Below are 23680 nucleotides of genomic sequence, written 5' to 3'. Positions count from 1 at the left end.
AACAGGGGGCAGATTTATGAAGGTATTGGTTGTGGGTTGCGGATACGTGGGATTGACGACTGGCTGTGTACTAGGGTATCTGGGACACGATGTGATGATGCTCGATGCTGATCCGAAAAAAGTGCAAATGCTACAGCAAGGTAACATCCCAATTTTTGAGCGAGGACTGCAGGAAGTACTTCACCAGGCTGGTGATCGAATTCAATTTACTGCGGATTGGGACGAGGTGGATTTTTCCGTCGATGCCATCATGATCGCCGTGGGTACACCCTCTCTGGACAGTGGGGAGGTGGATTTGTCGTATGTGGAGCAAGCGGTTGTCCAAGTGGCGGGCCGTCTAGAGGCAGATCATCGTCCCTTGCTGGTTATCAAATCAACGGTTCCGATCGGTACAGGCAAGAGGATGAGACAGATCGTCGAACAGGAGCGGGCCAAGAAGGGGAAAGCAGGCAGGGTGATACTTGCATCCATTCCTGAATTTTTACGAGAAGGAGAAGCGTTACATGACACGCTCTATCCGGATCGCATCGTTGTGGGATTGGAGTCACGGGATGGACATTCAGTCATTCAAGACATCTTTTGTCCTCTATTGGAGCAGAGCTTTTTGCCGCTATCCTCTGTTCCTCGGCCAGAGATGCTCTCAAAACCCGAATTATTGCTGACGGACATAGCCAGCGCGGAAATGATCAAGTATGCTTCCAACGCTTTTCTAGCGATGAAAATATCTTTTATTAATGAATTTGCAAATCTGGCTGAAAAAACAGGTGCTGATATTGTGGATGTGGCCTATGGAATCGGATTGGATAAAAGGATTGGACCGCGTTTCCTACAAGCAGGCATTGGCTGGGGAGGAAGCTGTTTCGGAAAAGATACGCAGGCCGTCCTGCAAATGGGAAAGCAGCATCAGTGCGAAATGGTACTGGTAGATGCGGCTGTCCAAGTGAATCAAAGACAGCGGGAATGGGTCTTGCAGAAGCTGAGAGCGCGGTTACGTACCATCGAGGGGCGGACTGTTGGCATCCTAGGTCTGGCTTTTAAACCCAACACAGATGATTTACGGGATGCCCCTTCCTTGGACATCATCAGAAGGCTTGTCGATGAAGGTGCACGAGTGAAGGTATACGATCCTGTGGCCATCGAAAATTGCCAAAGGCAGTTTCCCAACCTGGGGGTGACGTACAGCCTTAGTGCGGAGGACGTGTTTAAGGGTGCTGATGCGATCATCCTCGTCACGGAGTGGGAAGAGTTTCGCCATTTGCCCTATGAGAGATTGGCCATGGATATGAACAATCCGTTGCTCATCGACAGCCGTAACTTTTTGGATCGATCCAGGTTATCCTCATACGGATATGAGGTAGCGGGTATTGGCCGAAAACTGGAGCAGCCGATAGCGCGTGTGTTGGTGACAGGAGGTGCGGGATTTATCGGAAGCCATCTTGTAGACAGTCTACTTGCTGAGGGCTTCGATGTGATGGTCATAGACAATTATGATCCGTTTTACAGCCAGACCCTAAAGGAACGCAACATACGGACACACCAATCATATAGCCATTACCGGTTTGTGGAAGCTGATATTGCCGATCGGGATGCTATGGAGAAGGTCTTTCGGGATTTTCGGCCTGACAAGGTGATTCATTTGGCGGCAAAAGCGGGTGTACGTCCCTCTGTTCAAAATCCACTGGCCTATGTTCAAACAAATGTTGTCGGTACTACGCATCTACTTGACCTGTCCATTGCCTGGGGGGTAAAAAAATTCATTTTTGGATCTAGTAGTTCGGTGTATGGGGTCAATGAGAAGGTCCCGTTCTCTGAGAGGGATGCTATCAATCGGCCAGCATCGCCTTATGCGGCGACCAAGGTAACAGGTGAAGCACTGTGCCAAAGCTATCAAAACTGCTATGGCTTGCCCGTGATTGCATTGCGATTCTTTACGGTATTCGGACCAAGGCAGCGGCCCGATTTGGCCATCCAGACATTTACTCGAAAAATGTTGAATGGCGAACCGATTCAATTGTTCGGAGATGGAACAACCAGCAGAGATTATACCTTTGTGGAAGATATTGTGGCAGGCATCCGTATGGCTATGGACTACGAAAGTGACAACTTTGAGGTTTTCAATCTGGGCAACGACAGGCCGACGTCACTGATGGATTTGGTATGCCTTCTGGAAAAGCTACTGGACAAGAAAGCCCAAATTGATTGGCTGCCAATGCAGACAGGAGATGTACCGATCACGTGGGCTGACTTGGAGAGGAGCAAACGTCTTTTGGGGTATCAGCCGCAGACATCGCTGGAAGCAGGGTTGAAACGGTATCTGGCCTGGTACCAGGAACAGGAATGAGCCGGATTTCCACCTTCGTAACCGGACTTGCGCAAAGGCAGTTTCTCAGGCAAGTGGTCATTCTCATGACAGGAACTGGAATGGCGCAGGCGCTGACGATAGTAGCGGCCCCATTTTTGAGCAGGTTGTACGAACCTTCTGCATTTGGCTTATTCTCACTCTACACTTCTATCGTCAGTGTGCTTGCCGGTGTCTCTGCATGGCGGTATGAAGTGGCAATCGTCTTGCCCGATGAAGAGGAAGAGGCAGGTAGTCTCCTGATTATCGCAATGCTTGCTGTCATTACGATGGCAACTGTCGTTTTTTTGGTTGCTCTCGGATTCGGAATATCGGGCATGGTTCCGTTTCCCCAAGGAGAGATCTTGCACGTAATCGGGTGGATATCTCTCAGTGTGCTAGCAGTGGGCATATACCAAACTCTGACTTATTGGTGTACACGGAGGCAAGCATTCGCTCGGTTGTCGGCGTCACAGGTATTTCGTTCTGCCGGCGTAACAGCGACGCAGGTAACGGGGGGGGTCCTTCATACGGGAGCTTTCGGACTGATTGGAGGGCAAATTTTAGGGCAGGTGTTAGTTTCATTTGTTCTGGGAACACAGGTGTGGAGGGAGGACAGACATCTCTTCCGCCGTTCACTATCAATGCCAGCCATACGGAAAGCGGCGAAACAATATGCTCGGTTTCCTATGTATAGCGCCCCACAAACCCTTTTAAATGCCATTTCTCAAAACATTCCATCCTTTCTGCTTATGAAATCGTATGGAGCTACTGTCGTGGGGTGGTATGCGCTAGCAGTCCGCTTGATTGAAATGCCACTCGGTATTATTGGACAATCGCTTTCCCAGGTTTATTATCAGCGGGCTTCCCAGGGGCAAAGACGGGGAGAGTCGTTGTATGCCTTATGGAAAAGGGCCACACTCGGCCTTGTACTTATAGGTTCTGTACCTGCACTAGCCGTGATCAGTTTTGGCCCCTGGTTGTTTTCGGTGGTGCTGGGCGATTCATGGGATGCAGCGGGGGAGTACGCACGGTGGATTGTCGTCTGGCTCTTTTTCGGTTTCATTAATTCACCGTCCATCGCTACCGCTCAGGTATACGGGCTGCAACGTTTTCTTCTGGGATATGAGATTTGCCTGTTTGTCGCGAGAACGTTGGCTCTTTTATTAGGAGTAGCACACCTGGACGCTCTCGGCAGTATCGCGATTTACTGTTTGACTGGTGCTGCATTCAACCTCTTGCTGATTGTTGCCATCATGCTCTACGGACGCAGGAAGCAAATAGAAACTAAAGTTGTTTCTACCATGAGCAGTCAACCAGTCGACTAAGGGGAGAGATTCACGTGATCAATTTAAAGGAAATCGCCTGGAAAAGGAGGATCTCGCTTCAGGGACCGATCCTGGAGCATGTGAGGACGCTACAGCGAAGGCAATGGCTTCCTTATGACCAGCTCTTAAATCTCCAGCAAAAGAAATTGGCAAGACTATTGCGTCACGCTTACGAGCACGTCCCCTATTTCCGTTCGCGTTTGGAGGAAGCGGGAGTGGTCTCCCCGGAAGGTAGCGTTTTTCTGGATAAGTTCACCAAGCTACCCTTGATGGAAAGGGGAACCTTTTATCCCTTCTATGAAACGCTGAAATCAGATGATTTGGGTCGAAGAAAGTGGTATGAAAACTGGTCGGGAGGCTCAACAGGGGAACCTATCCGGTTGATTCAGGATAACGCCTATTTTCAATGGAACCAAGCAGTGAAAATCATGTACGACCAATGGAGCAGCAGGGAACTTGTTGACAAGCAGATCGTTCTTTGGGCGTCCGAGAGGGATCTCATGGTAGGAAAAGAAACGTGGAAAACATACATGGGGCGCTGGATGCGCAACGAGCAATGGTTGAATACCCGCAAAATGTCTGAGAGCTGCTTACAAAACTATGTGGAGAGAATTAACCGTTTCCGTCCTGTGCAAATACTAGCTTACGTAGAGAGTTTATATGAATTAGCTCGATATGCAGAAGATCGAGGGCTGGCCGTTCATTCTCCCCGTTCCATCATGACGACAGCTAGTATGCTGTATCCGCATATGCGTGGAAAAATTGAACAGGTTTTCCAGGCACCTGTGTTTAATCGGTATGGCTCTCGCGAAATCGGAGCCATTGCCTGTGAATGCGAGCAACATACAGGGCTGCACGTCTCCATGTTCACTCATTATGTGGAGATCGTAGCTCCTGACGGCAGACCGGTTTCACCAGGGGAAACCGGAGAACTGGTCATCACCTCTCTCCACAATTATGCGATGCCAATCATCCGCTATCGAATCGGCGATACGGCAAGTTGGGCGGTAGAATCCTGTTCCTGTGGACGTTCACTACCGATGCTGAAGGAGATAACAGGGAGGGTCAACGATTGTTTCGTCAAACCCAATGGCGAGCTGGTGGATGGCAGGATGTTTGTGATCCTGTTGGGGACACAATCGTTCGTGAAAAAATTTCAGGTTATGCAGAATGAAGTGGGACAGCTTGACATCTCGATCATCCCGATTCAAGAAATGCATGACCCCCATTATTTCTATCAGGACGGTATTGAGAAGATCGTTGCCAAGTGCCGGGACTTAATGGGGGAAGAAGTCCACATTCAACTCCATTTCGTTCAGGATATCCCGACGACAGCCTCTGGAAAGTTCCGGTTTACGATATCCAACGTCAAACGCTAAAAGAGGAGTGCGAAATGAGCCTTAAGCAATTCATGTGGGAGAAACGGTTATCCTTTCAAGGAAAAACGTTGGTTTATCTCGATATGCTACGCAAATGGCAATGGCTGGACAAGGAAAGTTTGCATCAGCTGCAGCAAGAGAGGTTGAAGACGTTGCTTTCACACGCCTTTCACAACACGGCCTATTACCGCGAGATTTTTCGTGAAAGCGAAGTAGTTGATAGGTTCGGTAATATCCACTTGGAGAATTTCGGTAATCTTCCCTTGCTGGATAAGGAGTTGATTCGCTTCCGTTTCGAGGAACTGCTGTCGAGTGATATGTCCGAGCGCAACTGGTACGAAAATACATCGGGTGGATCGACTGGTGTCCCCGTTCGATTTATCCAGGATGAGGAATATTTCTTCTGGAATCAGGCGATCAAAGCATTGGATGATGAGTGGACGGGGCGTGCCATCAACGACAAACAGGTTAGGCTCTGGGGGTCAGAGCGAGACCTGATGGCAGGTCGCGATAGCTTTCGGACTCAGGTGGGGCGTTGGCTGCGCAACGAAAGATGGCTAAACTCACTTCGTATGACTCAAGCGACCATGCGTGAGTATATCGATCAGATCAATCGATTCCGCCCCGTGCAAATCCTCGCCTATGTGGAGAGCTTGTACGAACTTGCCCGCTATAGTGAAAGAGAAAAGATTCCCCTCTATTCACCACGAGCCATCATGACATCCGCAGGTACACTCTATCCCCATATGCGTGAAACCATCGAACGAGTGTTCCAGACAAAAATGTTTAATCGTTATGGCTCGACGGAAGTAGGGGATGTTGCTTGCGAATGCGATCGGCATAAAGGATTGCATGTTTCTACTCCGACTCATTATGTGGAAATATTGCGGCCGGATGGGACCCAAGCAAGACCCGGTGAAGTGGGAGAGATCGTAATCACGCTGCTGGTTAACCAGGTGATGCCGTTCGTTCGCTATCGAATCGGTGACATGGGCGTATGGAGTGCAGATACATGCGATTGTGGACGTGGCTTGCCCCTGTTACAGGAGGTTATCGGCAGGAGAACGGATATGTTCATTGATCAACAGGGACGTTGGATTGATGGCAGGGTTTTTTTATTCATCCTGGATCCCAAGCCGTATATCCAAAAGTTTCAGGTCATACAGGAAAAGAGAGACATGCTTCGTGTATTGATCGTTCCCGTAGATCGTGCCGTGGGATATCAAGCGGAGATGGAATCCATTAGACAAGATATTCAGAAGATCATGACGTGCAATGTCCATTTCGAATTTTGTAATGAAATCGAGCCAAGTCCTTCGGGCAAGTACCTCTATACGATTTCCAACGTCCGACGATGAAGGGAAGATGACAGTGGAACAGGACCGTGAACATGCACGTGTACTGAATTGGCTCGTCTTTTTGTATATCTTCAGTACCATGGTGTTTCCAGCTGTCCCTCTTCTCTCCCGTCTCAGCTTGTTATTCGCCATTGGACTCGGTGTGGTCATTATCATCCGATATTTGCAAGGCAGACCTTTGACGGTGTCGCCTTGGATGGCGTTGCCTCTTCTGTTCATGATTTATGCGCTCGCGTCTATATGGTGGTCGACCGATCCGCAGGTAGCTTTGCAATCTTCAATTAGCCTCGTGTCCACCGTTATAGGGGCGCTGCTGCTCTGGTTAGCATTGCTTTCTGGGGCTTCTTGGAGTGCTGTGGTTGCAGGCAGTCTGTGGAGCGGGACTGCGATTATTGCCTCGACACTTCCAGAGATGTCTGATGCAGGGACGAACATGAGATTGGCAGGTATTCTCGGGAATCCCAATGCGATGGCCATTCACTTGACGACGGTGGCATTTGTTCTGATGGCCGCGCCTCGTCGCCAATGGCAATTAGGTGCCTGTGCTGTGGGATTCATCCTGTTTGCAACTATTTTTTCGGGAAGCATCAAAATGCTTTTGTTCTGGGCAGTATTTTTGGGGTACGCCGCGTATCAATTGCATAGGTGGTCGAGAAGGTCCTACTTGAACAAGGCGCTTCTCATGGGGCTCTATTTTCTTCTGATTATGGTGCCTCTAGTCATTGGCGGCCTCTTGATCGATAATCTGGAATCGATAACGGTCAGCAAACGGTTCGTCGCCTTATTGGAGGGTGAAAACACGAGTGGTACGACTAGACTTGATATGTTGCAGCAAGCACTAGGGCTATGGATGGAGAAACCAATGCATGGCCATGGAATCGACCAGTTCAGGGTACTCGGTTCATATGGAACATACTCTCACAATAATTACGTAGAAATGCTCGCCGATTTTGGTGTTATAGGGACTGCACTCTTTTATCTGACCGATGTGATCATTCTGGTGCTGTGTTTGAAAGGGATTTTCTCGGATAACAAACTTTACAGGCTTGTCTTCATCATAACGATAGCTTCGTTGCTGTGGGATGTTGGATTGGTTAGCTATGTGGAAAAAAGTGCGTGGATTACGGTGAGTCTTTCTTTTTATTTGCTGCAAAGGGCTGACAGGGAGGGACAACAGCGTTTTGTTCGCACAGACAATTTGAGCATGGGAGTAGTGCACAATGCCAGATCGAAAACGAGTGGTGCTTATCGTTCCTAACTTGACTGGAGGTGGAGCGGAACGAGTCGTTGTCCATCTCCTTTGTCATCTGAATCGTGTCCGGATCGAGCCGATCCTCATGGTAGTAGATCTGTTCGGCCCGTATGTTTCCAAGTTGCCGTCCGACATCCAGATTGTGAATCTTAAAGCGAAACGTGTCCGGTATGCGCTGCCCAAGCTCATTCGGCAAATCAACCGACTCGAGCCGGATGCGATCATGTCTACGCTGGATTATATGAATCTGGCGCTGCTGGCAGTGAAACCATTCTTGGCCGGGAACCCTCGTTTGATCGTGAGGGAGGCAAACACACCTTCCAAATCAATCCAGACCCTTTCGTCGCTCGGCCAGAAATGCTTTACCTGGCTGTATCGTCTGCTGTATAAGCGCTCCGATGTGATTGTCACTCAATCTGACGGGATGAGGAAGGATTTGTTGGCCTTTTTGCCGGGGCTCGATCCTAACAAGGTGGTGAGAATTTATAATCCACTCGATGTAGAGACCGTGAAGCGGGAATCCTGCTTGTTTCATCCCTTTGCACACGATGAAAAGAAAATAGCGATCGTCGCAGCAGGGCGGCTAACCTACCAAAAAGGGTTTGATCTGTTACTCCAGGCTTTTGGCAAGGTACGGAGTGTGCACGAAAATGCCCAACTGTACATTCTGGGAGAAGGACCGTTGCTTGAGGAGCTGACTCAATTGGCCGAAGAATTGGAAATTACGGATCACGTGAACTTTGCAGGGTTTCAAAGCAATCCTTATCCCTATTTGAAGCAAGCAGATTTATTTGTCCTCTCCTCACGTTGGGAGGGTTTCCCTAACATCCTTCTGGAGGCCATTGCAAGTGGTTCTCGTGTAGTAGCTACGAGATGTCCCAGTGGGCCAGATGAAATACTGGAAGAAGGTAGATATGGAGTGCTGGTCAAAACCGACTGTGTAGATTCATTGGCGGATGGGATGTTGGCTGCACTTAACAAAGAGGCTGTTTTTGATTCTGGAATACAAAAAGTCCGTCAGTACTCTGCCCCCTATATTGTAGGGCTGTACGAACAAATTTTTACGAATGAAAACGAGCTTAGGGACACTCAGGAGGGATTGGCATGAAAAGAAATGGTTCGAGTGGACGGTTTCTTGCTGTAGGGCCGCTTCCTCCACCGATAGGGGGCGACACCGTATCTTTCTTTCGGATGGTGAACAGCCGCGTGCTGAAGGAGGCAGGATTCGAGCTGGAGATACTCGATACATCGCGCAAAGAGAAGGAGAGCAAGCTAGGGCGACGACTGGATATCCAGGATGTAGCCCATGCCTTATCCTTTTTCATTCATGCCTGGCGGAGAAAGAGGCATGTGGACGGCATATTGATTTGGGCAAACAATCGTTTTGCCTACACGCTGGGCCTACTCCTCATCCTACTGTATCAACACTCCGGCAGGAAAGTCGTGCTCAAATTGTTTGGTGGTGACTTTGAGGAGGATTATGTCAGACTTCCCAAGTGGTACAGGTGGGTGATCAGACGAATTTTTGAAAAGGCACATTATTTGCTCCCGCAAACAAAAGGACTATGTCGATTTTTTATCGATCGGATGGGGATTCCGCAAGAACGGGTGATTCATTTCCCCAATTTCCTCCCGTTTCAGCCGCTACCTCTACATACAAGCAAAGAGAAGGGCTCTGTTTCTGCTGTTTTTGTAGGACAAATCCGGGAGGAAAAGGGCGTTTTTGACATTTTGGAAGCAATGAGGCAGGACCAAACGATGACATGCACCTTTCACGGCCCCATTTTCGCTGGCGATCAAGAGCGTTTCCGACAGTTGCTAGAGGAACTGCCAGGTGCCCGATACGGTGGAATTTTGGATTCTGACCAGGTACTGCAAACGATCGCGGGCTATGATGTTTTGCTGCTGCCTTCCTACCATCTGGGTGAAGGCTATCCGGCCGTTATCGTGGAAGCTTTTTTTGCTTCGGTTCCTGTAATTGCCACCGAATGGCGCATGATACCTGAATTAGTCCTGCAGGAGGAAAATGGGTATCTTGTCTCGGTAAATGCTCCTGACCAGATTGCTGCTTGCATAAAGCGTATGAGCCAAGATCCAGAACTTTATGAACGGATGAGAATGGCTGCGAACCGAGCAGCTAGTCAGTTTACAGAAGAGCGGGTAGTAGGTCACATCCTGCTGCCGTTGTTGCGTCCAAGTGTAGGAGAGAAACAGCCGTCCATACGATTACAAAGGGGGTAAGCAGACATGTGCGGAATTGCAGGAATCGTGACTAAAAATCAGGTTGATACCTTAGTGCATCGCTTGCGTCAGGCAGAACAAATCCAGATTCACCGCGGGCCGGATGCCCAAAGGACTGGCCTTTACCAATCAGGAGAGTGGAGCGTAGGATTGGCACACCAACGCCTATCCATCCTGGACGTAAGTGAGATGGGGACACAGCCAATGGTCTATGGGACAGACCAAGGCATCCTCATTTATAACGGTGAAGTCTACAACTATCAGGAGATTCGCCAAGAGCTAGAGGGTCTGGGCTATCGTTTCTTTAGTGACACGGATACGGAAGTCGTATTGACCGCTCTTCACCAGTGGGGAGTGGATGATGCCTTAGCCCGATTCAACGGGATGTGGGCATTTGCCTGGTTGGATCAGAGAGTACGAAAGCTCTATCTGTGTCGAGACCGATTTGGCGTCAAACCGTTGTACTACGCAATCAGCGATGGGGAGCTGGTTTTTTCATCTGAGTTGAAAACAATCTTGGAGTTGGTCAATCAGCCATTCTCTTTGAATTATCAAAGAATTGGCGAATACATCCAGCAGTCCCTCTTGGCAACGTCCGAAGAAAGTTTTTTTGAAGGGATTCAAAAAATTCCTCCTCATCATACTCTTTGTTTTGATTTGAAGGAAGACAGCCTGTCTGGTACCTTGCGCGCTTTTTGGTCCTTTCCTACCCATGACACCTACAAACAGTCAGACGAATCGGAACTGGTGGAAGAGGTCAGGGGATTATTTACGGATGCTGTCAGGCTCCGAATGAGAAGTGACGTGCCAGTCGGTGTACTGCTGTCCGGTGGTGTGGATTCATCCTCCATCGCTTCAGTCATGGACACATTGACCCAAAGAGATGGAACTCTGCACATGCTGTCGGCAGTTAGTAGGGATTCGCGTTTTGATGAAAGTCCGTTTATCGATATGATGAGCAGGCATCTCAAGCGGCCCGTAGACAAGGTAGTGCTGGATTTTGCGCCAGAACAGGCTTTCGCGTATTTGGAACGAGTGACCTGGTACAACGACGAGCCGATTAGCAGCTTTTCCACGATTGCTCATTATTTGCTTATGGAACAGGCCAAGAAGATGGGAATCACGGTGATCTTGAGCGGGCAGGGGGCAGACGAGCTTTTATGCGGGTATCGCAAGTACCTGGGATTTTATTTGCAATCGCTTCTTCGTCAGGGACAAATTGCTCAGGCCCCCATCGAGTTTTTCCGTTTCTGGAAACAAGGGACCATATTGAATCAGTTTTCTATGTCGGAAGCAAAACGGTATTTGCCTAGTGTGTTGAAACCAAAGGAGATCGAGATCGCGGGAGAGGCGCTACATCAGTATCGATGGATTCCGCTTGGGCTCGCTTCAGGAATGAGTGTGGAAGAGCGTCAAGCCTTGGATATCCGCCACTTTTCCGTACCTGCCCTGACGCATTATGAAGACCGGATGTCGATGGCTTGGTCCCGAGAGGTGCGGCTTCCTTTTCTGGATTATCGGCTGATTGAAAAGCTGTTGCCGCTAACCCCCGCTTTGAAAATGAAGGACGGGTGGACGAAGTATGTATTCCGCAAAGCGATGGAACCGTTGCTACCGAAGCAAATCGCGTGGCGCAAGGATAAACAGGGATTTGTCAATCCACAGAGTGAGTGGCTGAAAAGAGAATTACGGGAGGGTGTGCTGCGTTACTTTCAGGAAGATAGTCTGATTTTTTCTACTGGCATTATTGATCGGAAAAAACTTTTGGCTAAATATGAACAATACTGCAAACAGTCACCGGGAAAAGGGGTCATCTGGTTCCGGGACATCTTTAACCCGCTCGCGCTCGAAATATGGCTCCGCCGTTTTTATCGTTACCGACTGACTGGTTACTAAGTTCTATTACTGGGACAAACGGAATAGATCTGTATTAAGGGGGGGCCAATGGACCTGTTCGTCGGAGGGGGGTGCCAAATATGAAAATTCTGTATATCCATCAGTACTTTACGACTAGGGATGGAGCACAGGGGACGAGATCTTATGAATTCGCCAAACACCTCGTAAAAGAGGGGCATGAAGTGACCATACTTACCGGTGATTCTGCACTCCAATCCCTAGAACCGACAGAGGAGGGGACATTTACCCGGCGGTATCTGATCGATGGAATACACGTGATCGCCGTGCATAACAGTTATTCCAATTACATGAGCTTCTTTCGCAGGGCACTTTCCTTTTTTTACTTTGTCCTGTTTTCATCGATTATCAGTCTTACTTTGAAAAAACAGGATATTGTCCTGGCTACCTCTACACCTCTGACGGTTGTCATTCCCGCACTGCTCATTAAAAAGCTAAAGCGTGTTCCCTTTGTGTTCGAAGTGAGGGATTTATGGCCCGAGGCGCCCATACAAATTGGCGCGATTCGTTCCCCTCTTTTGATCTTTCTGCTACGATTCCTTGAAAAGAAAGCGTATAAAGAAGCGGAACATGTGGTGGCGCTCTCGCCGGGCATGGCAGAAGGGGTACGCCAAACAGGAATCCATCCGGACAAAGTGAGTATGATTCCCAACTGCTCCGATCTGGACTTGTTTTCACCTGATAAGGTGGACCCTTCAATGGTAGCCGAGTTTACTTCACGTCATGGTTTAGAAGGAAAGCTAGTCATTACGCATGGAGGTTCGATGGGCATTGCCAACGGCCTGGAATATGTGGTGGAGGCTGCACGTTTATTGGCTGAACAGCAGGAAACAACGATTGTTTTCGTGCTGGCAGGTGATGGTAAAACAAAGCCTGAGCTAGAGGCGTTTTGCAGAATGCATGCATTGTCCAACGTCATGTTCATTGGTTCCATCCCGCGTAAGGAAATGCCTGTCCTGCTGTCGGCTTCTCATCTGACCATTACTTCCTTTCAAGATTTGCCAATTCTGACTACGAACTCACCAAACAAGTTTTTTGATTCTTTGGCCGCAGGCAAACCCATCATTGTGAATTCTGCGGGATGGACCAAAGAGATCGTGGAGAAGCATGGAGCAGGTTTTTTTGTTGACCCGAAAAAACCGGAGGAATTAGCCAGCCTGCTGATTCAAGTGAAAAATGGCTCTTATGACCTGACAGCTATGGGTGTCCACGCACGCGCTCTGGCACAGGATACGTATGAGCGGATCAAGCTGGCTACGCAGATGGAAGCCATCCTGGGTAAGGCTGTTTCTCGATTGCGTGTGGTGAGTCCAAACAGGAGAGTGTCCCGCAATGAAGGTTAAAAAAGCGATCATCCCGGCGGCAGGTTTGGGCACCCGTTTTTTACCTGCAACCAAGGCACAGCCTAAGGAAATGCTACCCGTCGTGGATAAACCAACCATTCAGTACATTATCGAAGAAGCCGTATCATCGGGAATTGAAGATATCATCATTGTCACAGGCAGAGGCAAACGGGCTATCGAAGACCATTTTGACAAGTCGTACGAATTGGAAGCTACCCTATCGGCCAAGCATAAGCAAGCAGAACTGGAAGAGATCGAGCGGATTACCAATCTAGTAGATATTCATTACATCCGTCAAAAAGAGGCAAAAGGCTTGGGACATGCCGTTTGGTGTGCTAGAAAGTTTATCGGCGATGAGCCTTTTGCCGTCTTGTTGGGTGATGATATCGTTGTGTCGGATAAACCTTGCCTGAAACATTTGATGGAAATGTATGAGCATTTCCACTCTACGATCATTGGTGTCCAAGAGGTTCGAGAGGAAGAGGTACAGCGGTATGGAATCGTGCAAGCAGACTCATTGATCGGGAGTAGAGGGATGTACCACATCCGGGATTTGGTGGAGAAGCCTTCTGTACAGGATGCCCCTTCCCGTTTAGCCATTATGGGCAGATATGTGCTTCGTCCGGAAATTTTCAGTATTTTGGAAATGCAGGAAGTGGGCGCCGGCGGTGAAATTCAGCTAACCGATGCTTTGCGTACCTTATCCAAGCGGCAGGCGGTCATGGCATGTGAATTTGATGGCCGACGCTATGACGTGGGAACCAAGCTCGGCTTTATAGAAGCTACGATTGATTTTGCTCTGAAGCGGCCGGATTTGCGGGAGGATGTGCTGGAGATCCTATCCGAACGTTTGGCCATGTTTCAAAAAGTGGAGCAGGTCGTTCGATGAAAAGGATATTTGATCTGGCTGTTTCGTCTTGCCTGCTCTTCATACTCTCACCAGTTTTTATGGTGCTGTTCCATCTCATTCGAAAAAAAATGGGCACCCCGGTCCTTTTTTCGCAAGAGCGGCCGGGTCTTCATGGCAAACCGTTTGTCATTCATAAATTTCGGACCATGACCAATCAAACCGATGAGAATGGAAAGCTGCTTTCTGACGAGGAAAGAACCACACCGTTCGGCAACTTCTTGCGAAAGTATAGCCTAGATGAGCTTCCGCAATTATGGAATGTACTACGCGGAGAGTTGAGTCTCGTTGGACCTAGGCCATTGCTGATGGAATATTTGCCGCTCTACAATGCAAGACAGGCGAGGCGGCACGTTGTAAAGCCGGGAATTACCGGTTGGGCTCAGGTGCATGGGCGCAATTCTATTTCCTGGGAAGAAAAATTCGAGCTTGATGTGTGGTATGTGGACAATGCTTCCTTTACCTTGGATTTGAAAATTTTGTGGTTGACGGCCTGCAAGGTCTTTCGTCAGGATGAGACGACACGTGAGGGAGCTTTGTTTGTGAAAGACTTTACGGGCAGCGAGCAGTAAGAAGACCGCGATAAAACCATATGCTAGCGGGAGTGGAACAGGGGATGCCCAATCAGCAAAACAAAATCTTTTTGTCCCCGCCCCATATGGGCGAGTGGGAGCAGCCTTTCCTACAGGAAGCGTTTGAATCCAATTGGATCGCTCCTCTGGGGAAGCATGTCGATTCTTTCGAACAGGAAATGGCTGCCTACTTGGGCGTGAGGGGAGCTTTGGCGCTTGCTTCGGGGACTGCAGCAATCCACCTGGCACTTCGCTTGTTGGGGGTTGGGCAGGGTGATGTTGTTTTTTGCTCCAGCTTGACGTTTGTAGCAAGTGTCAATCCCATTCTTTACCAGGGGGCCTCCGTCGTATTGATCGACTCCGAACCGGACACATGGAACATGTCACCCTTGGCATTGGAGAGAGCATTGAGCGAGGCAACAATAATGGATCGATTGCCTAGAGCGGTCATTGTGGTGCATCTCTACGGCCAGAGTGCGCGCATGGAGGAAATCAAAGTGTTGTGCGACCGATATCAGGTTCCGATCGTGGAAGATGCCGCTGAATCGCTAGGGGCAATCCGGCATGGGAAGGCTAGCGGTACTGTTGGGAAGTTTGGGGCACTTTCGTTTAATGGCAATAAAATCATTACGACATCTGGCGGAGGAATGCTTGTCTCAGATGATGTGGAGGCTTTGAAAAAAGCACGTTATTGGGCGACGCAGGCAAGGGACTTGGCCCGCCACTATCAACACAGTGAAATGGGTTACAACTACAGGCTCAGCAATCTCTTAGCGGCAGTAGGAAGAGGGCAACTGCGTGTGCTGGATGATCGCATCCGTGCCCGGCGTTCCGTTTTCGAGAGGTATGAGCAGGCGTTGAGCGGTGAACCTGGGATCAGGTTTATGCCCGAAGCGGAAGGAGGCTTTTCTTCCCGTTGGCTGACGGCATTAACAATTGACGAGGAGAGAAGTGGATTTTCTGTCCTGCGACTTCTGGAAGCGTTGGACGATGAACGGATTGAGGCGCGTCCGGTTTGGAAGCCAATGCATTTGCAGCCGCTTTTTGCCGACTGCGCCTATTATCCGCACCGACCCGAAGAAAGCGTCTCTGATCGACTTTTTGCCAATGGGGTGTGTCTGCCATCTGGTTCCAGCTTGACGGAAGAAGAGCAGCAGCGTGTCATTTCCTGCATACAAAGGTTGTTGCAAAGACGCGGCGAAGGGTGAGGACATGTACGAACAAGAATGGTTAAAACGTTGGTCAGATCAATTTCAGTCCCCGTTTTACGTACTGGATGACAAGCGACTGGAAGATAATTACCAACGGATGGAGCGCGCATTCTCATCCCGTTACGATAGGGTGGTGATTGCCTATTCCTATAAGACAAATTATCTGCCATATCTTTGTCGGAAGCTGCATGAATTAGGCGCTTATGCAGAAGTCGTATCGCGTTTGGAATACGATCTGGCATGTAGCTTAGGAGTCGAGCCCAAAAATATTGTGTTTAATGGCCCTATCAAGCGGGAGGAAGACATTATCCTCGCCTTGGACGGAGAGGGCATCGTGAATCTTGATTCTTTTTCGGAAATTCCCAGTGTGATTCAGTATGCCAAACGGCATGTTCAAAAAGAAGTAAAGATCGGTTTGCGTGCCAATTTTGATCTGTCTGTCAACGGCGAAAGTCCATTGCAGAACGGATATGAAGTAAGCCGTTTTGGTTTCTGTGTGGAAAACGGGAACTTCGAGCGAGCTGTCCGAGAGCTCTCCCAATCACCCAACATCCGTATCGTTGGCTTGCATGGTCATTTTTCTACGAATCGCAGTCTTGGCGTGTATGAACAAATTACGCAAGAGTTATGCTTTTTAGCGAGAGAGTACCTAAAGGATTCTTTGGAATACATCGACGTGGGAGGAGGAATGTACGGCGAGCTACCCGCATCCTTCGGGAACAAAATAACACCATCCTTTGAGGATTACGCCGATGTGATAACGGGTGTTATGAAGAAAGAATTGCTTCCCTGCGGCTTGCACCCACTATTGATTGTGGAGCCTGGGATTTCTATGGTGGCTGATACTGTCCATTTTGTCTGCAGAGTGGTGGATGTGAAAGAAAATAGAGGGGTCCGCTTTGTCTTGGTGGATGGAAGTGTGCACAATGTCAAGCCGACCATGCACAAGCACACCCTGCCCGTAGAGCTGATCAGCGCCAGAGAAGACGATCACGATCCTGTCGGAACCTTTCATGTAGTCGGATATACCTGTATGGAAAAGGACTACCTGGTGGAAAATGGCCGTGGGAGGCTGCCGCAGCCAGGGGATTTTCTAGTTTTTGGACACGTGGGTGCGTATACGATCGTCTTTCAACCACCTTTTATACAAGTTCGACCACCAATTATCGCTTTGAGCCATCAAGGAGTGGTAGTTGCTCGGGAAAAGGAAACCTTGGACCAGTTTTGTCCAGAGCCTCCCTATCGGTTTACGCCTTTCAAAGAATGAATGGAGAAGATCAAAAATGAATCTCATGTTGACTAGTGTGGGGAGACGTGTCAAAGTAGTTCGCTATTTTCGTCAGGAGTGGAAGGAACTGGGGCACGTGATCGCGGTCGATTGTGATGAGACAGCTCCGGCATTGTACGCAGCCGATGCCTGGGAACAGATACCTCGGATGGATGACCCTCTTTATATCAGTACGTTGCTGGATCTGTGCCGCCGTTATCAGATCCACGGTATTCTCTCTTTGATCGATCCGGAGCTAAGTGTGTTGGCAAGCCACGCCGATCGATTTCGCGAACATGGCGTTACGGTGATCCTCTCTTCCTCGGCCGTTATCGAGATGTGTCTGGACAAACAAGCTACTCATGACTTTCTTGTGAAAAATGATATCCCCTGCATTCCCACATTTTCCACCTGGCAGGACATCCAAGACGCTTTGGCAACAAACAAGATTTCATTTCCGCTACTAGCCAAGCCGAGGAAAGGGAGTGCAAGTCTGGGAATCAGAAAAGTGGAAGACGAACAGGAGCTGGAGATGCTCTTCTTTTCCCAGCCTAATTTGGTAGTTCAACCATTTGTCGACGGAGTGGAGTTTGGCGTAGATGTTTATGTCGACATGATTTCAGCTGAGCCGGTTTCCATTTTCAGCAAGAAAAAGTTGCGCATGCGGTCAGGAGAAACGGATCGCTCTATCGCAATCAAGGATGAGCAACTAACAGACCTTGTTAGACGGTTATTGGCTGCATTACCGCTTGTAGGTCCAGTTGACATGGATTGCTTTTGGACGAAGGGCGGTTTTGTTATCTCGGAAATCAATCCTCGATTTGGCGGTGGATATCCGCATGCCTATGAAAGCGGAGAGAATTTCATGAAGTATGTGAGGGAGAACCTGCAGGGACGTCTAAATTGTCCGAGAATCGGCCAATATCGGTCGGGAAGCACGTTGGTCAAATTTGATGATCACCTTCTTTTGGAGTGAGACAGGATTTGAATTCATGATTGCGGGCGCAGGGACATAGAGTGCAGATGTGCTCAAAAAATAGACTTCCAGAGGAGTCATGTTCGCTTCGGGGGAGTAAAGATGGATCAAAAACGGAGAATGTTATTATACTGGGGATTGGATGCGATCTTACTATCCTTTTCAGTATTCGTTAGCTATCTGATCCGATTTGGCGGTGAGATTCCCGCTGCTTTTGGGTCTGGAATCCCATATGCGATTTTGATCACGACAGGAACTACTTATTTATCGTTTACCTTTTTGAAAGTATACCGGTGCTCATGGCGGCAAGCAAGCGTCGGTGAAATGCTCCTGATTGTCAAAGGGACGATAGTAGCGCATCTGATGTCGTTTTCCCTATCGTACGGATATCGGTTAGTGGATGAACAGGTCGTGATACCTACTAGTGTGCTGATATTGATCGGCATGACCTCTACGGCGAGCATTGGTCTTTCCAGATTTGTCTGGCGGTTGTTTCATGTACAGACGCTCAAATTACAACCGCATCATCGAAAAGCTCTCATTGTGGGAGCAGGATCAGCAGGAGGCTTGGTCGTCAAAGAATTGCTGCAGGCGGAGGAAGTAGACCTCTATCCAGTGGGATTTATTGATGATGATCCGAAGAAATTGCAGTTACGGATTTTGGGGATACCCGTGGTAGGCAATCGGAATAGCATCGGCCGTGCTGTCAAGACTTTTGGAGTGGATACCGTGATTATTGCCATGCCTTCTGTGGCAAGGGAAGAAGTGGCAAAGATCATTAACATGTGCAAAGAGACCGGAGTCCAGACCATGCTACTTCCTCGCGTGAGTGACGTCATTGATGGGAAGGTATCGATTAGCCTGATCCGGGACGTCCATGTGGAAGATTTGCTGGGTAGGGAATCTGTTGATGTGGACTTAGATGAAATATCAGGGTACATCACAGGCAAGACCATACTTGTCACGGGGGCAGGAGGAAGTATCGGTTCTGAGCTTTGCCGTCAAATATCCACGTTTTTCCCTAGCGTATTACTTCTCTTGGGGCATGGGGAAAATAGCATCTACGCTATTGAAAATGAATTGAGACGGTCATTTCCTCGTGTGGTCTTCCGTCCCATCATTGCGGACATTCAGGATCGCAATCGGATCGAGTCCATTTTTGACGAGTATCGCCCAGCTATCGTCTTTCACGCTGCGGCGCACAAACACGTTCCACTAATGGAGCAAAACGTAGCGGAAGCTATCAAAAACAATGTGCTTGGCACAAGGAATCTAGCAGAATGTGCACACATCTTCGGGACAGAGAGGTTTGTCTCCATTTCGACCGACAAAGCAGTCAATCCGACCAGCGTCATGGGGGTAACCAAGCGGATCAGTGAAATGATGATTCAAAGCCTGGACCCAATCAGCTCCACCAAGTTTGCTGCCGTCCGGTTCGGAAACGTGCTTGGTAGCAGAGGGAGCGTGATTCCTTTGTTCAAGGAGCAGATACGTAAAGGAGGTCCTGTTACCGTTACCCATCCTGACATGGTCAGATACTTCATGACCATCCCCGAAGCTGTACAGCTTGTGATTCAGGCAGGGGCACTGGCCCAAGGAGGGGAAGTCTTTATTTTGGACATGGGTAAGCCGATGCGGATCTCCGACTTGGCTCACGATCTTATCCGAATGTCAGGATTGAGGCCGCAGGTAGATATCCAAGTAGTATATACCGGTATTCGTCCAGGTGAAAAGCTGTTTGAAGAAATGCTAACGAGTGAGGAAGGGGCCACTGCATCCAAGCACAACAGAATCTTCATTGGAAAGCATAGCCCTTATTCCTACGAAGAACTAGGATTCGTACTTCGAAAATTGGAGCAGGCTGTCCAGATGAAATACACCTGTTCCTCTGAGAAAGAGCTGTTGTCCTTAATGCATCGGATCGTTCCCACTTATCAAACCTCCCTGGAGAAGCCTCGCGAAATGATAAAATCATAGACATACGTGTACGATTGTGAGACTTATGTATCTGATGGTAATGGAACGCCTCGACTTTCTTGTCGCAGGCGTTTTTTGTACACCGATTTCCACGAGTAACTACACACTTTTGCCTCCTTTCTGAAATAGTTTGAGAGTACGAGCAAGACTAAAAAAGTCTTGAATAACGTTCCCCAATAGGGGGAGAAAGGGGGAGTCCGTTGGGGATTGATCTGCATTTGAACGTGAGAGATTATGGGGCAAAAGGTGATGGGGTGGCAAACGATACCTCAGCAATACAAGCAGCACTGAATGATGCTGTGAATGGAAAAGGTGCGGTGGTCTTGTTTCCGCTTGGGACCTATCGAATTACAGCTGCGCTCACCATTACCGGAGGAAATCAGATTTTTATAGAGGGGGATAGTTCTGTAATCCAGGGTGGGCGAGAGGACCTGTTCCGTGTGCTAGATACCTCATATTTTCAGGTAAGCCACCTCACCTACGATACGCCCGCAACCCAAGGTGTGGCTCGTTTTTTCAGGGGGATAAGAATATCCTATATTACACTGTTTGACTGCCACATGAAAAACGGTGCGCTCGCCTATTTTTTAGGTACCTACGACGGTGACCCGATCGATTATACGGACAAAACATTTTGGAATAGTTTCATCCGTTTGGAGAAATGTACGGCGACAGGATCTTATCTGGTTGATAATCTGGTGATGTGCCAGAAAACCAATAACATCGTGATTGATCAATGTCTTTTAGAAAAGGGAACCGGAGATGGGGTCAAATTTAATGGTGGAGACAGTGAAAACCTGTATCTCACACATAACGAAATCCGCTACATGAACGGCGATGGAGTTGACATGTTTGGTTCCGGAAGGTACTTGCATATTAACGACAACTACATTCATCACGTTCGTGGCTATCCGGCCAACCTGAAGCTTTCCGGTGATCAGGCCAACCAAGACGGATCGACTTTCAAGGCATGGTTTGTGAACAATCGAGTAGAAAATAATGCGCTCGGGCTCGGACTTGCCAACGGCAAAAACATCTTGGTGCAGGGGAATATTTTCAAGCAAAATGGCGTCGATCCGGTTGACGGGACAAAATACTCGCACATGGTCATGGTGGACGAGAGTGCGGAAGACATCCGCTTTATCGACAATGATTTCTTCCAAAATGACACGAAACAGGCAGTACTCACCTTTGAACAAATGGGGCAGGGGATGAATCTGTACACTTTGGTTCTGGGAAACCGCTTCCGTGGCAATTCTGCGCCCACCCTTATTTCAATCGGAAAAAGTGAATCCACTGCCAATCGGATGATCGATATCGAGGGAAACCTGTTTGACGGAATGACAGGACGTGCTATTCAAGTCCAAATAAACAATGGCTCGGTAGCCATCAAAAACAACCGCTTTTTGAATGGACCCGAAGCCATCCGGATATCTACCTTGGGTGTTAACGCAGAGGTGATTGTCACCGGAAACAATTCAAAAGTAAGTGGAGCCCCTTTAGTAAACAGCACAGCGACTGCACAAGTTGAACAAGACAATTCGTGGAATTACCCATTGAGTGGTCCGACATCCAAGCGCCCGCTCTACCCTTATCTCGGACAACTTTACTATGATACCACCCTGGGAAGAATGATGTACTGCCGATCTATATCTCCTCGCCAGTGGACCGCGCTGTAAACCTAGCATAACGATAGACAACAGCCTGTTTTCCAAGAATCAAGCACTTGTCTAGCTCTCGTCCTTCTAATTTCTTCATAAGATAGCAACAGCTTGAGGAAGAAAGGATGAGGAACTGGATGAAAAAAAGAGCGAAGAATCATTTGAAGTGGAAGTTGAAAAAGAAGAGTACCGGAACAAGACAAAGACATGTTCACGAATTCTTAGGCAGCACGAGACTGGCAGAAGAAGGCGATGAAAGGCACAATCATCGTTTTGCTGGAGTGACGGGTCAAGCGATCCCGAGAGGAAACAGCCACGTGCACATTATTCGAACGAACACAGACTTCTTCGATCATTTTCACCAGGTTCGTATTGTCACTGGACCTGCGATCCCTGTGGGAAATGGGAAGCACGTCCATTTTGTAAAAGGGTCAACTACATTTGAGGATGGACATGTTCACGTCTTCAGGTTCGCTACGCTGATCCAAAAGCCATTGCTGTAGAAAAAAAGCCGATCTGAGTAAGAAAAACGCCTTTTTGCGAAGAGGAGCCTGCGGACGCAGTAGCTGCCAACAAGCTCTTCTTCATAAAAGGCGTTTTTTTATGCGATAAACAATAGATAAATCCCCATAATCCCGACATCAGCTAAGATATGGCTGATGATTGAGCCAACTAGCGAGTGCTGCTGCTGTCGCATGTACCCCCAGATCACCCCTGCGAGAAAGACGGGGACAACCATCAAAACATTGTAAGGCCAAGCAAACAAAGGAACGACAGAGAGAAAATGGTACAGGCTGTAAAACAAAGCGGTCATGAGAATGACTGCTCCAGGCTTATGTTTTCCTGACAGCTTTTGATGCATATAGCCACGCCAATAGACTTCTTCCAAGATCGGATTGACAAGCATCAGAATGGCGATCAGTCCCGCGATGAGATTACCGGAAAAATTCCAGCGGGCAAGCAATTGCAAGAGATCGTTCTTATCAAAAAAGACGGTATGAAAAAAAGAGCCCACTATCAAAATGCAGAGAAGAAAGACTGCGCCAAAGGCCAATCCCAGAAGGACATTCTTGCGATGAAGATGGATCCCGAGAGAATGAAGAATATCCCGGCGGCTCCCTTTTTTCACAAAGTAGAAATCTGCAAGGGGAACGAGGAAGAGCCAGCTGTAGAACAGCAAAAAAGTAACAGGTACACTGCCTATGACTTGTAAACCGAGAAAAATCAGTAAGGTCGGACCGAGCAATAATAATAGAATGGTCATAAGATCGCCGCCAGCTTTTCATATTGGCATTTGCTGCCTATTCACATGGTAGCTGGTAGGACGGAATGATTATAGTACCAAATTTGCCTGGTACCTGTGTAGCCTTTGGAAAGGAAGGAAAGGGGACACTCCCGCATCTTTCAGATTGACATCTACCAGTCATTTATTAACAATAAATGTGTAATTTGGCTAATCTCGGAGGGTTTCATGCACGAAAAATTCCACATCGGAAAAAAGGAGTGAAAAGAATGGTTGCTCGCATACGTAATTTTGCTGTCATTCAGTTGCCCGTAAAGGATTTGGAAGTGTCGGTGAAGTGGTATCGAGATGTTTTGGGGATTCCGTTTACTTTTGAATACACACCGGGTGATACGGAAGCATGGTTGAATGTGGGGGGAGTAGGACTTGGTCTAGTTCGTAGTCCGAATGTTCCAGGGCTGGATTTTACCGATATGGCGGGACATGAACAGCCGATCATTTCTCTGCTAGTAGATCAGATTCATGCAGTCTATGAGGACTTGCGAAGCCGGGGAATTGAAACGAGTGAAATGCGCTACAAAAAAAGCGGCGGCTACAGCTTTACGCTGCGTGATCCGGATGGACATTTATCTAATTTGTGGGGCGGATGGCCATCCGCTGAGGACGAAGCAGCCAACGCATAAAGAATTGGTACGTAAGGACTGGGTTCCTCT

The 23680-nt window shown here is 48.4% G+C and carries 19 protein-coding genes; 18 read left to right on the top strand and 1 reads right to left on the bottom strand.

The window, feature by feature from the left end; all coding sequences use genetic code 11:
- The first annotated feature begins 16 nt into the window (after positions 1-16).
- From ACIFQN_RS29955 to ACIFQN_RS29875, 17 genes are all read left to right on the top strand, one after another.
- On the top strand, positions 17-2341 hold the full coding sequence (locus tag ACIFQN_RS29955) for a nucleotide sugar dehydrogenase (protein WP_429836700.1): 2325 nt from the start codon (positions 17-19) through the stop codon (positions 2339-2341).
- The gene (locus ACIFQN_RS29950; protein WP_429836699.1) at positions 2338-3666 is read left to right on the top strand and encodes a lipopolysaccharide biosynthesis protein; all 1329 of its coding nucleotides are present in this window, start codon (positions 2338-2340) and stop codon (positions 3664-3666) included. The genes ACIFQN_RS29955 and ACIFQN_RS29950 overlap by 4 nt, the downstream gene beginning before the upstream one ends.
- 14 nt (positions 3667-3680) lie before the next feature.
- Positions 3681-5045 carry a phenylacetate--CoA ligase family protein gene (locus ACIFQN_RS29945; RefSeq protein ID WP_429836698.1) on the top strand — a complete coding sequence of 455 codons (1365 nt, stop codon included), beginning with the start codon at positions 3681-3683 and terminating at the stop codon, positions 5043-5045.
- A 14-nt stretch (positions 5046-5059) separates the two neighbouring features.
- Positions 5060-6403 carry a phenylacetate--CoA ligase family protein gene (locus ACIFQN_RS29940; protein ID WP_429836697.1) on the top strand — a complete coding sequence of 448 codons (1344 nt, stop codon included), beginning with the start codon at positions 5060-5062 and terminating at the stop codon, positions 6401-6403.
- A gap of 7 nt (positions 6404-6410) precedes the next feature.
- A complete protein-coding gene (locus ACIFQN_RS29935) occupies positions 6411-7661 on the top strand; it encodes an O-antigen ligase family protein (RefSeq protein ID WP_429836696.1) in 1251 nt (416 codons plus the stop codon).
- Complete coding sequence (locus ACIFQN_RS29930; RefSeq protein WP_429836695.1) at positions 7624-8763, top strand: glycosyltransferase; 1140 nt, start codon at positions 7624-7626, stop codon at positions 8761-8763. Before ACIFQN_RS29935 ends, ACIFQN_RS29930 begins: the two co-directional genes overlap by 38 nt.
- A complete protein-coding gene (locus tag ACIFQN_RS29925) occupies positions 8760-9896 on the top strand; it encodes a glycosyltransferase family 4 protein (RefSeq protein ID WP_429836694.1) in 1137 nt (378 codons plus the stop codon). Before ACIFQN_RS29930 ends, ACIFQN_RS29925 begins: the two co-directional genes overlap by 4 nt.
- A 6-nt stretch (positions 9897-9902) precedes the next feature.
- Complete coding sequence (gene asnB, locus ACIFQN_RS29920; RefSeq protein WP_429836693.1) at positions 9903-11792, top strand: asparagine synthase (glutamine-hydrolyzing); 1890 nt, start codon at positions 9903-9905, stop codon at positions 11790-11792.
- An 80-nt stretch (positions 11793-11872) separates the two neighbouring features.
- Positions 11873-13153 (top strand): glycosyltransferase family 4 protein, encoded by a 1281-nt coding sequence (locus ACIFQN_RS29915; RefSeq protein WP_429836692.1) that lies wholly within the window; start codon positions 11873-11875, stop codon positions 13151-13153.
- Positions 13143-14042, top strand: a complete 900-nt coding sequence (galU, locus tag ACIFQN_RS29910) for a UTP--glucose-1-phosphate uridylyltransferase GalU (RefSeq protein WP_429836691.1) — start codon at positions 13143-13145, stop codon at positions 14040-14042. The genes ACIFQN_RS29915 and galU overlap by 11 nt, the downstream gene beginning before the upstream one ends.
- Positions 14039-14632: a sugar transferase gene (locus tag ACIFQN_RS29905; RefSeq protein WP_429836690.1), complete on the top strand. Its 594-nt coding sequence runs from the start codon at positions 14039-14041 to the stop codon at positions 14630-14632. The genes galU and ACIFQN_RS29905 overlap by 4 nt, the downstream gene beginning before the upstream one ends.
- A 44-nt stretch (positions 14633-14676) precedes the next feature.
- On the top strand, positions 14677-15840 hold the full coding sequence (locus ACIFQN_RS29900) for a DegT/DnrJ/EryC1/StrS family aminotransferase (protein ID WP_429836689.1): 1164 nt from the start codon (positions 14677-14679) through the stop codon (positions 15838-15840).
- Positions 15841-15844: 4 nt separating this feature from the next.
- Positions 15845-17110, top strand: coding sequence for a diaminopimelate decarboxylase (locus tag ACIFQN_RS29895; RefSeq protein WP_429836688.1), 1266 nt, complete (start codon positions 15845-15847; stop codon positions 17108-17110).
- A 16-nt stretch (positions 17111-17126) separates the two neighbouring features.
- Positions 17127-18086 carry an ATP-grasp domain-containing protein gene (locus ACIFQN_RS29890; RefSeq protein WP_429836687.1) on the top strand — a complete coding sequence of 320 codons (960 nt, stop codon included), beginning with the start codon at positions 17127-17129 and terminating at the stop codon, positions 18084-18086.
- 102 nt (positions 18087-18188) lie between these two features.
- Positions 18189-20063: a polysaccharide biosynthesis protein gene (locus ACIFQN_RS29885; protein WP_429836686.1), complete on the top strand. Its 1875-nt coding sequence runs from the start codon at positions 18189-18191 to the stop codon at positions 20061-20063.
- 200 nt (positions 20064-20263) lie between these two features.
- Positions 20264-21742 (top strand): glycosyl hydrolase family 28-related protein, encoded by a 1479-nt coding sequence (locus ACIFQN_RS29880; protein WP_429836685.1) that lies wholly within the window; start codon positions 20264-20266, stop codon positions 21740-21742.
- Between the two features lie 119 nt (positions 21743-21861).
- Positions 21862-22227, top strand: coding sequence for a YmaF family protein (locus ACIFQN_RS29875; protein WP_429836684.1), 366 nt, complete (start codon positions 21862-21864; stop codon positions 22225-22227).
- Positions 22228-22325: 98 nt separating this feature from the next.
- Here the strand turns inward: ACIFQN_RS29875 and ACIFQN_RS29870 are convergent, their stop codons facing one another.
- Positions 22326-22988 (bottom strand): CPBP family intramembrane glutamic endopeptidase, encoded by a 663-nt coding sequence (locus ACIFQN_RS29870; RefSeq protein WP_429836683.1) that lies wholly within the window; start codon positions 22986-22988, stop codon positions 22326-22328.
- 248 nt (positions 22989-23236) lie between these two features.
- On the opposite strand from ACIFQN_RS29870, the gene ACIFQN_RS29865 reads away from it, so the two are divergent.
- Complete coding sequence (locus tag ACIFQN_RS29865) at positions 23237-23650, top strand: VOC family protein (RefSeq protein WP_429836682.1); 414 nt, start codon at positions 23237-23239, stop codon at positions 23648-23650.
- Positions 23651-23680 lie beyond the last annotated feature (30 nt).

The sequence above is a fragment of the Brevibacillus sp. NRS-1366 genome, assembly GCF_050467985.1.
This window is presented reverse-complemented; position numbering and strand designations above follow the sequence as displayed.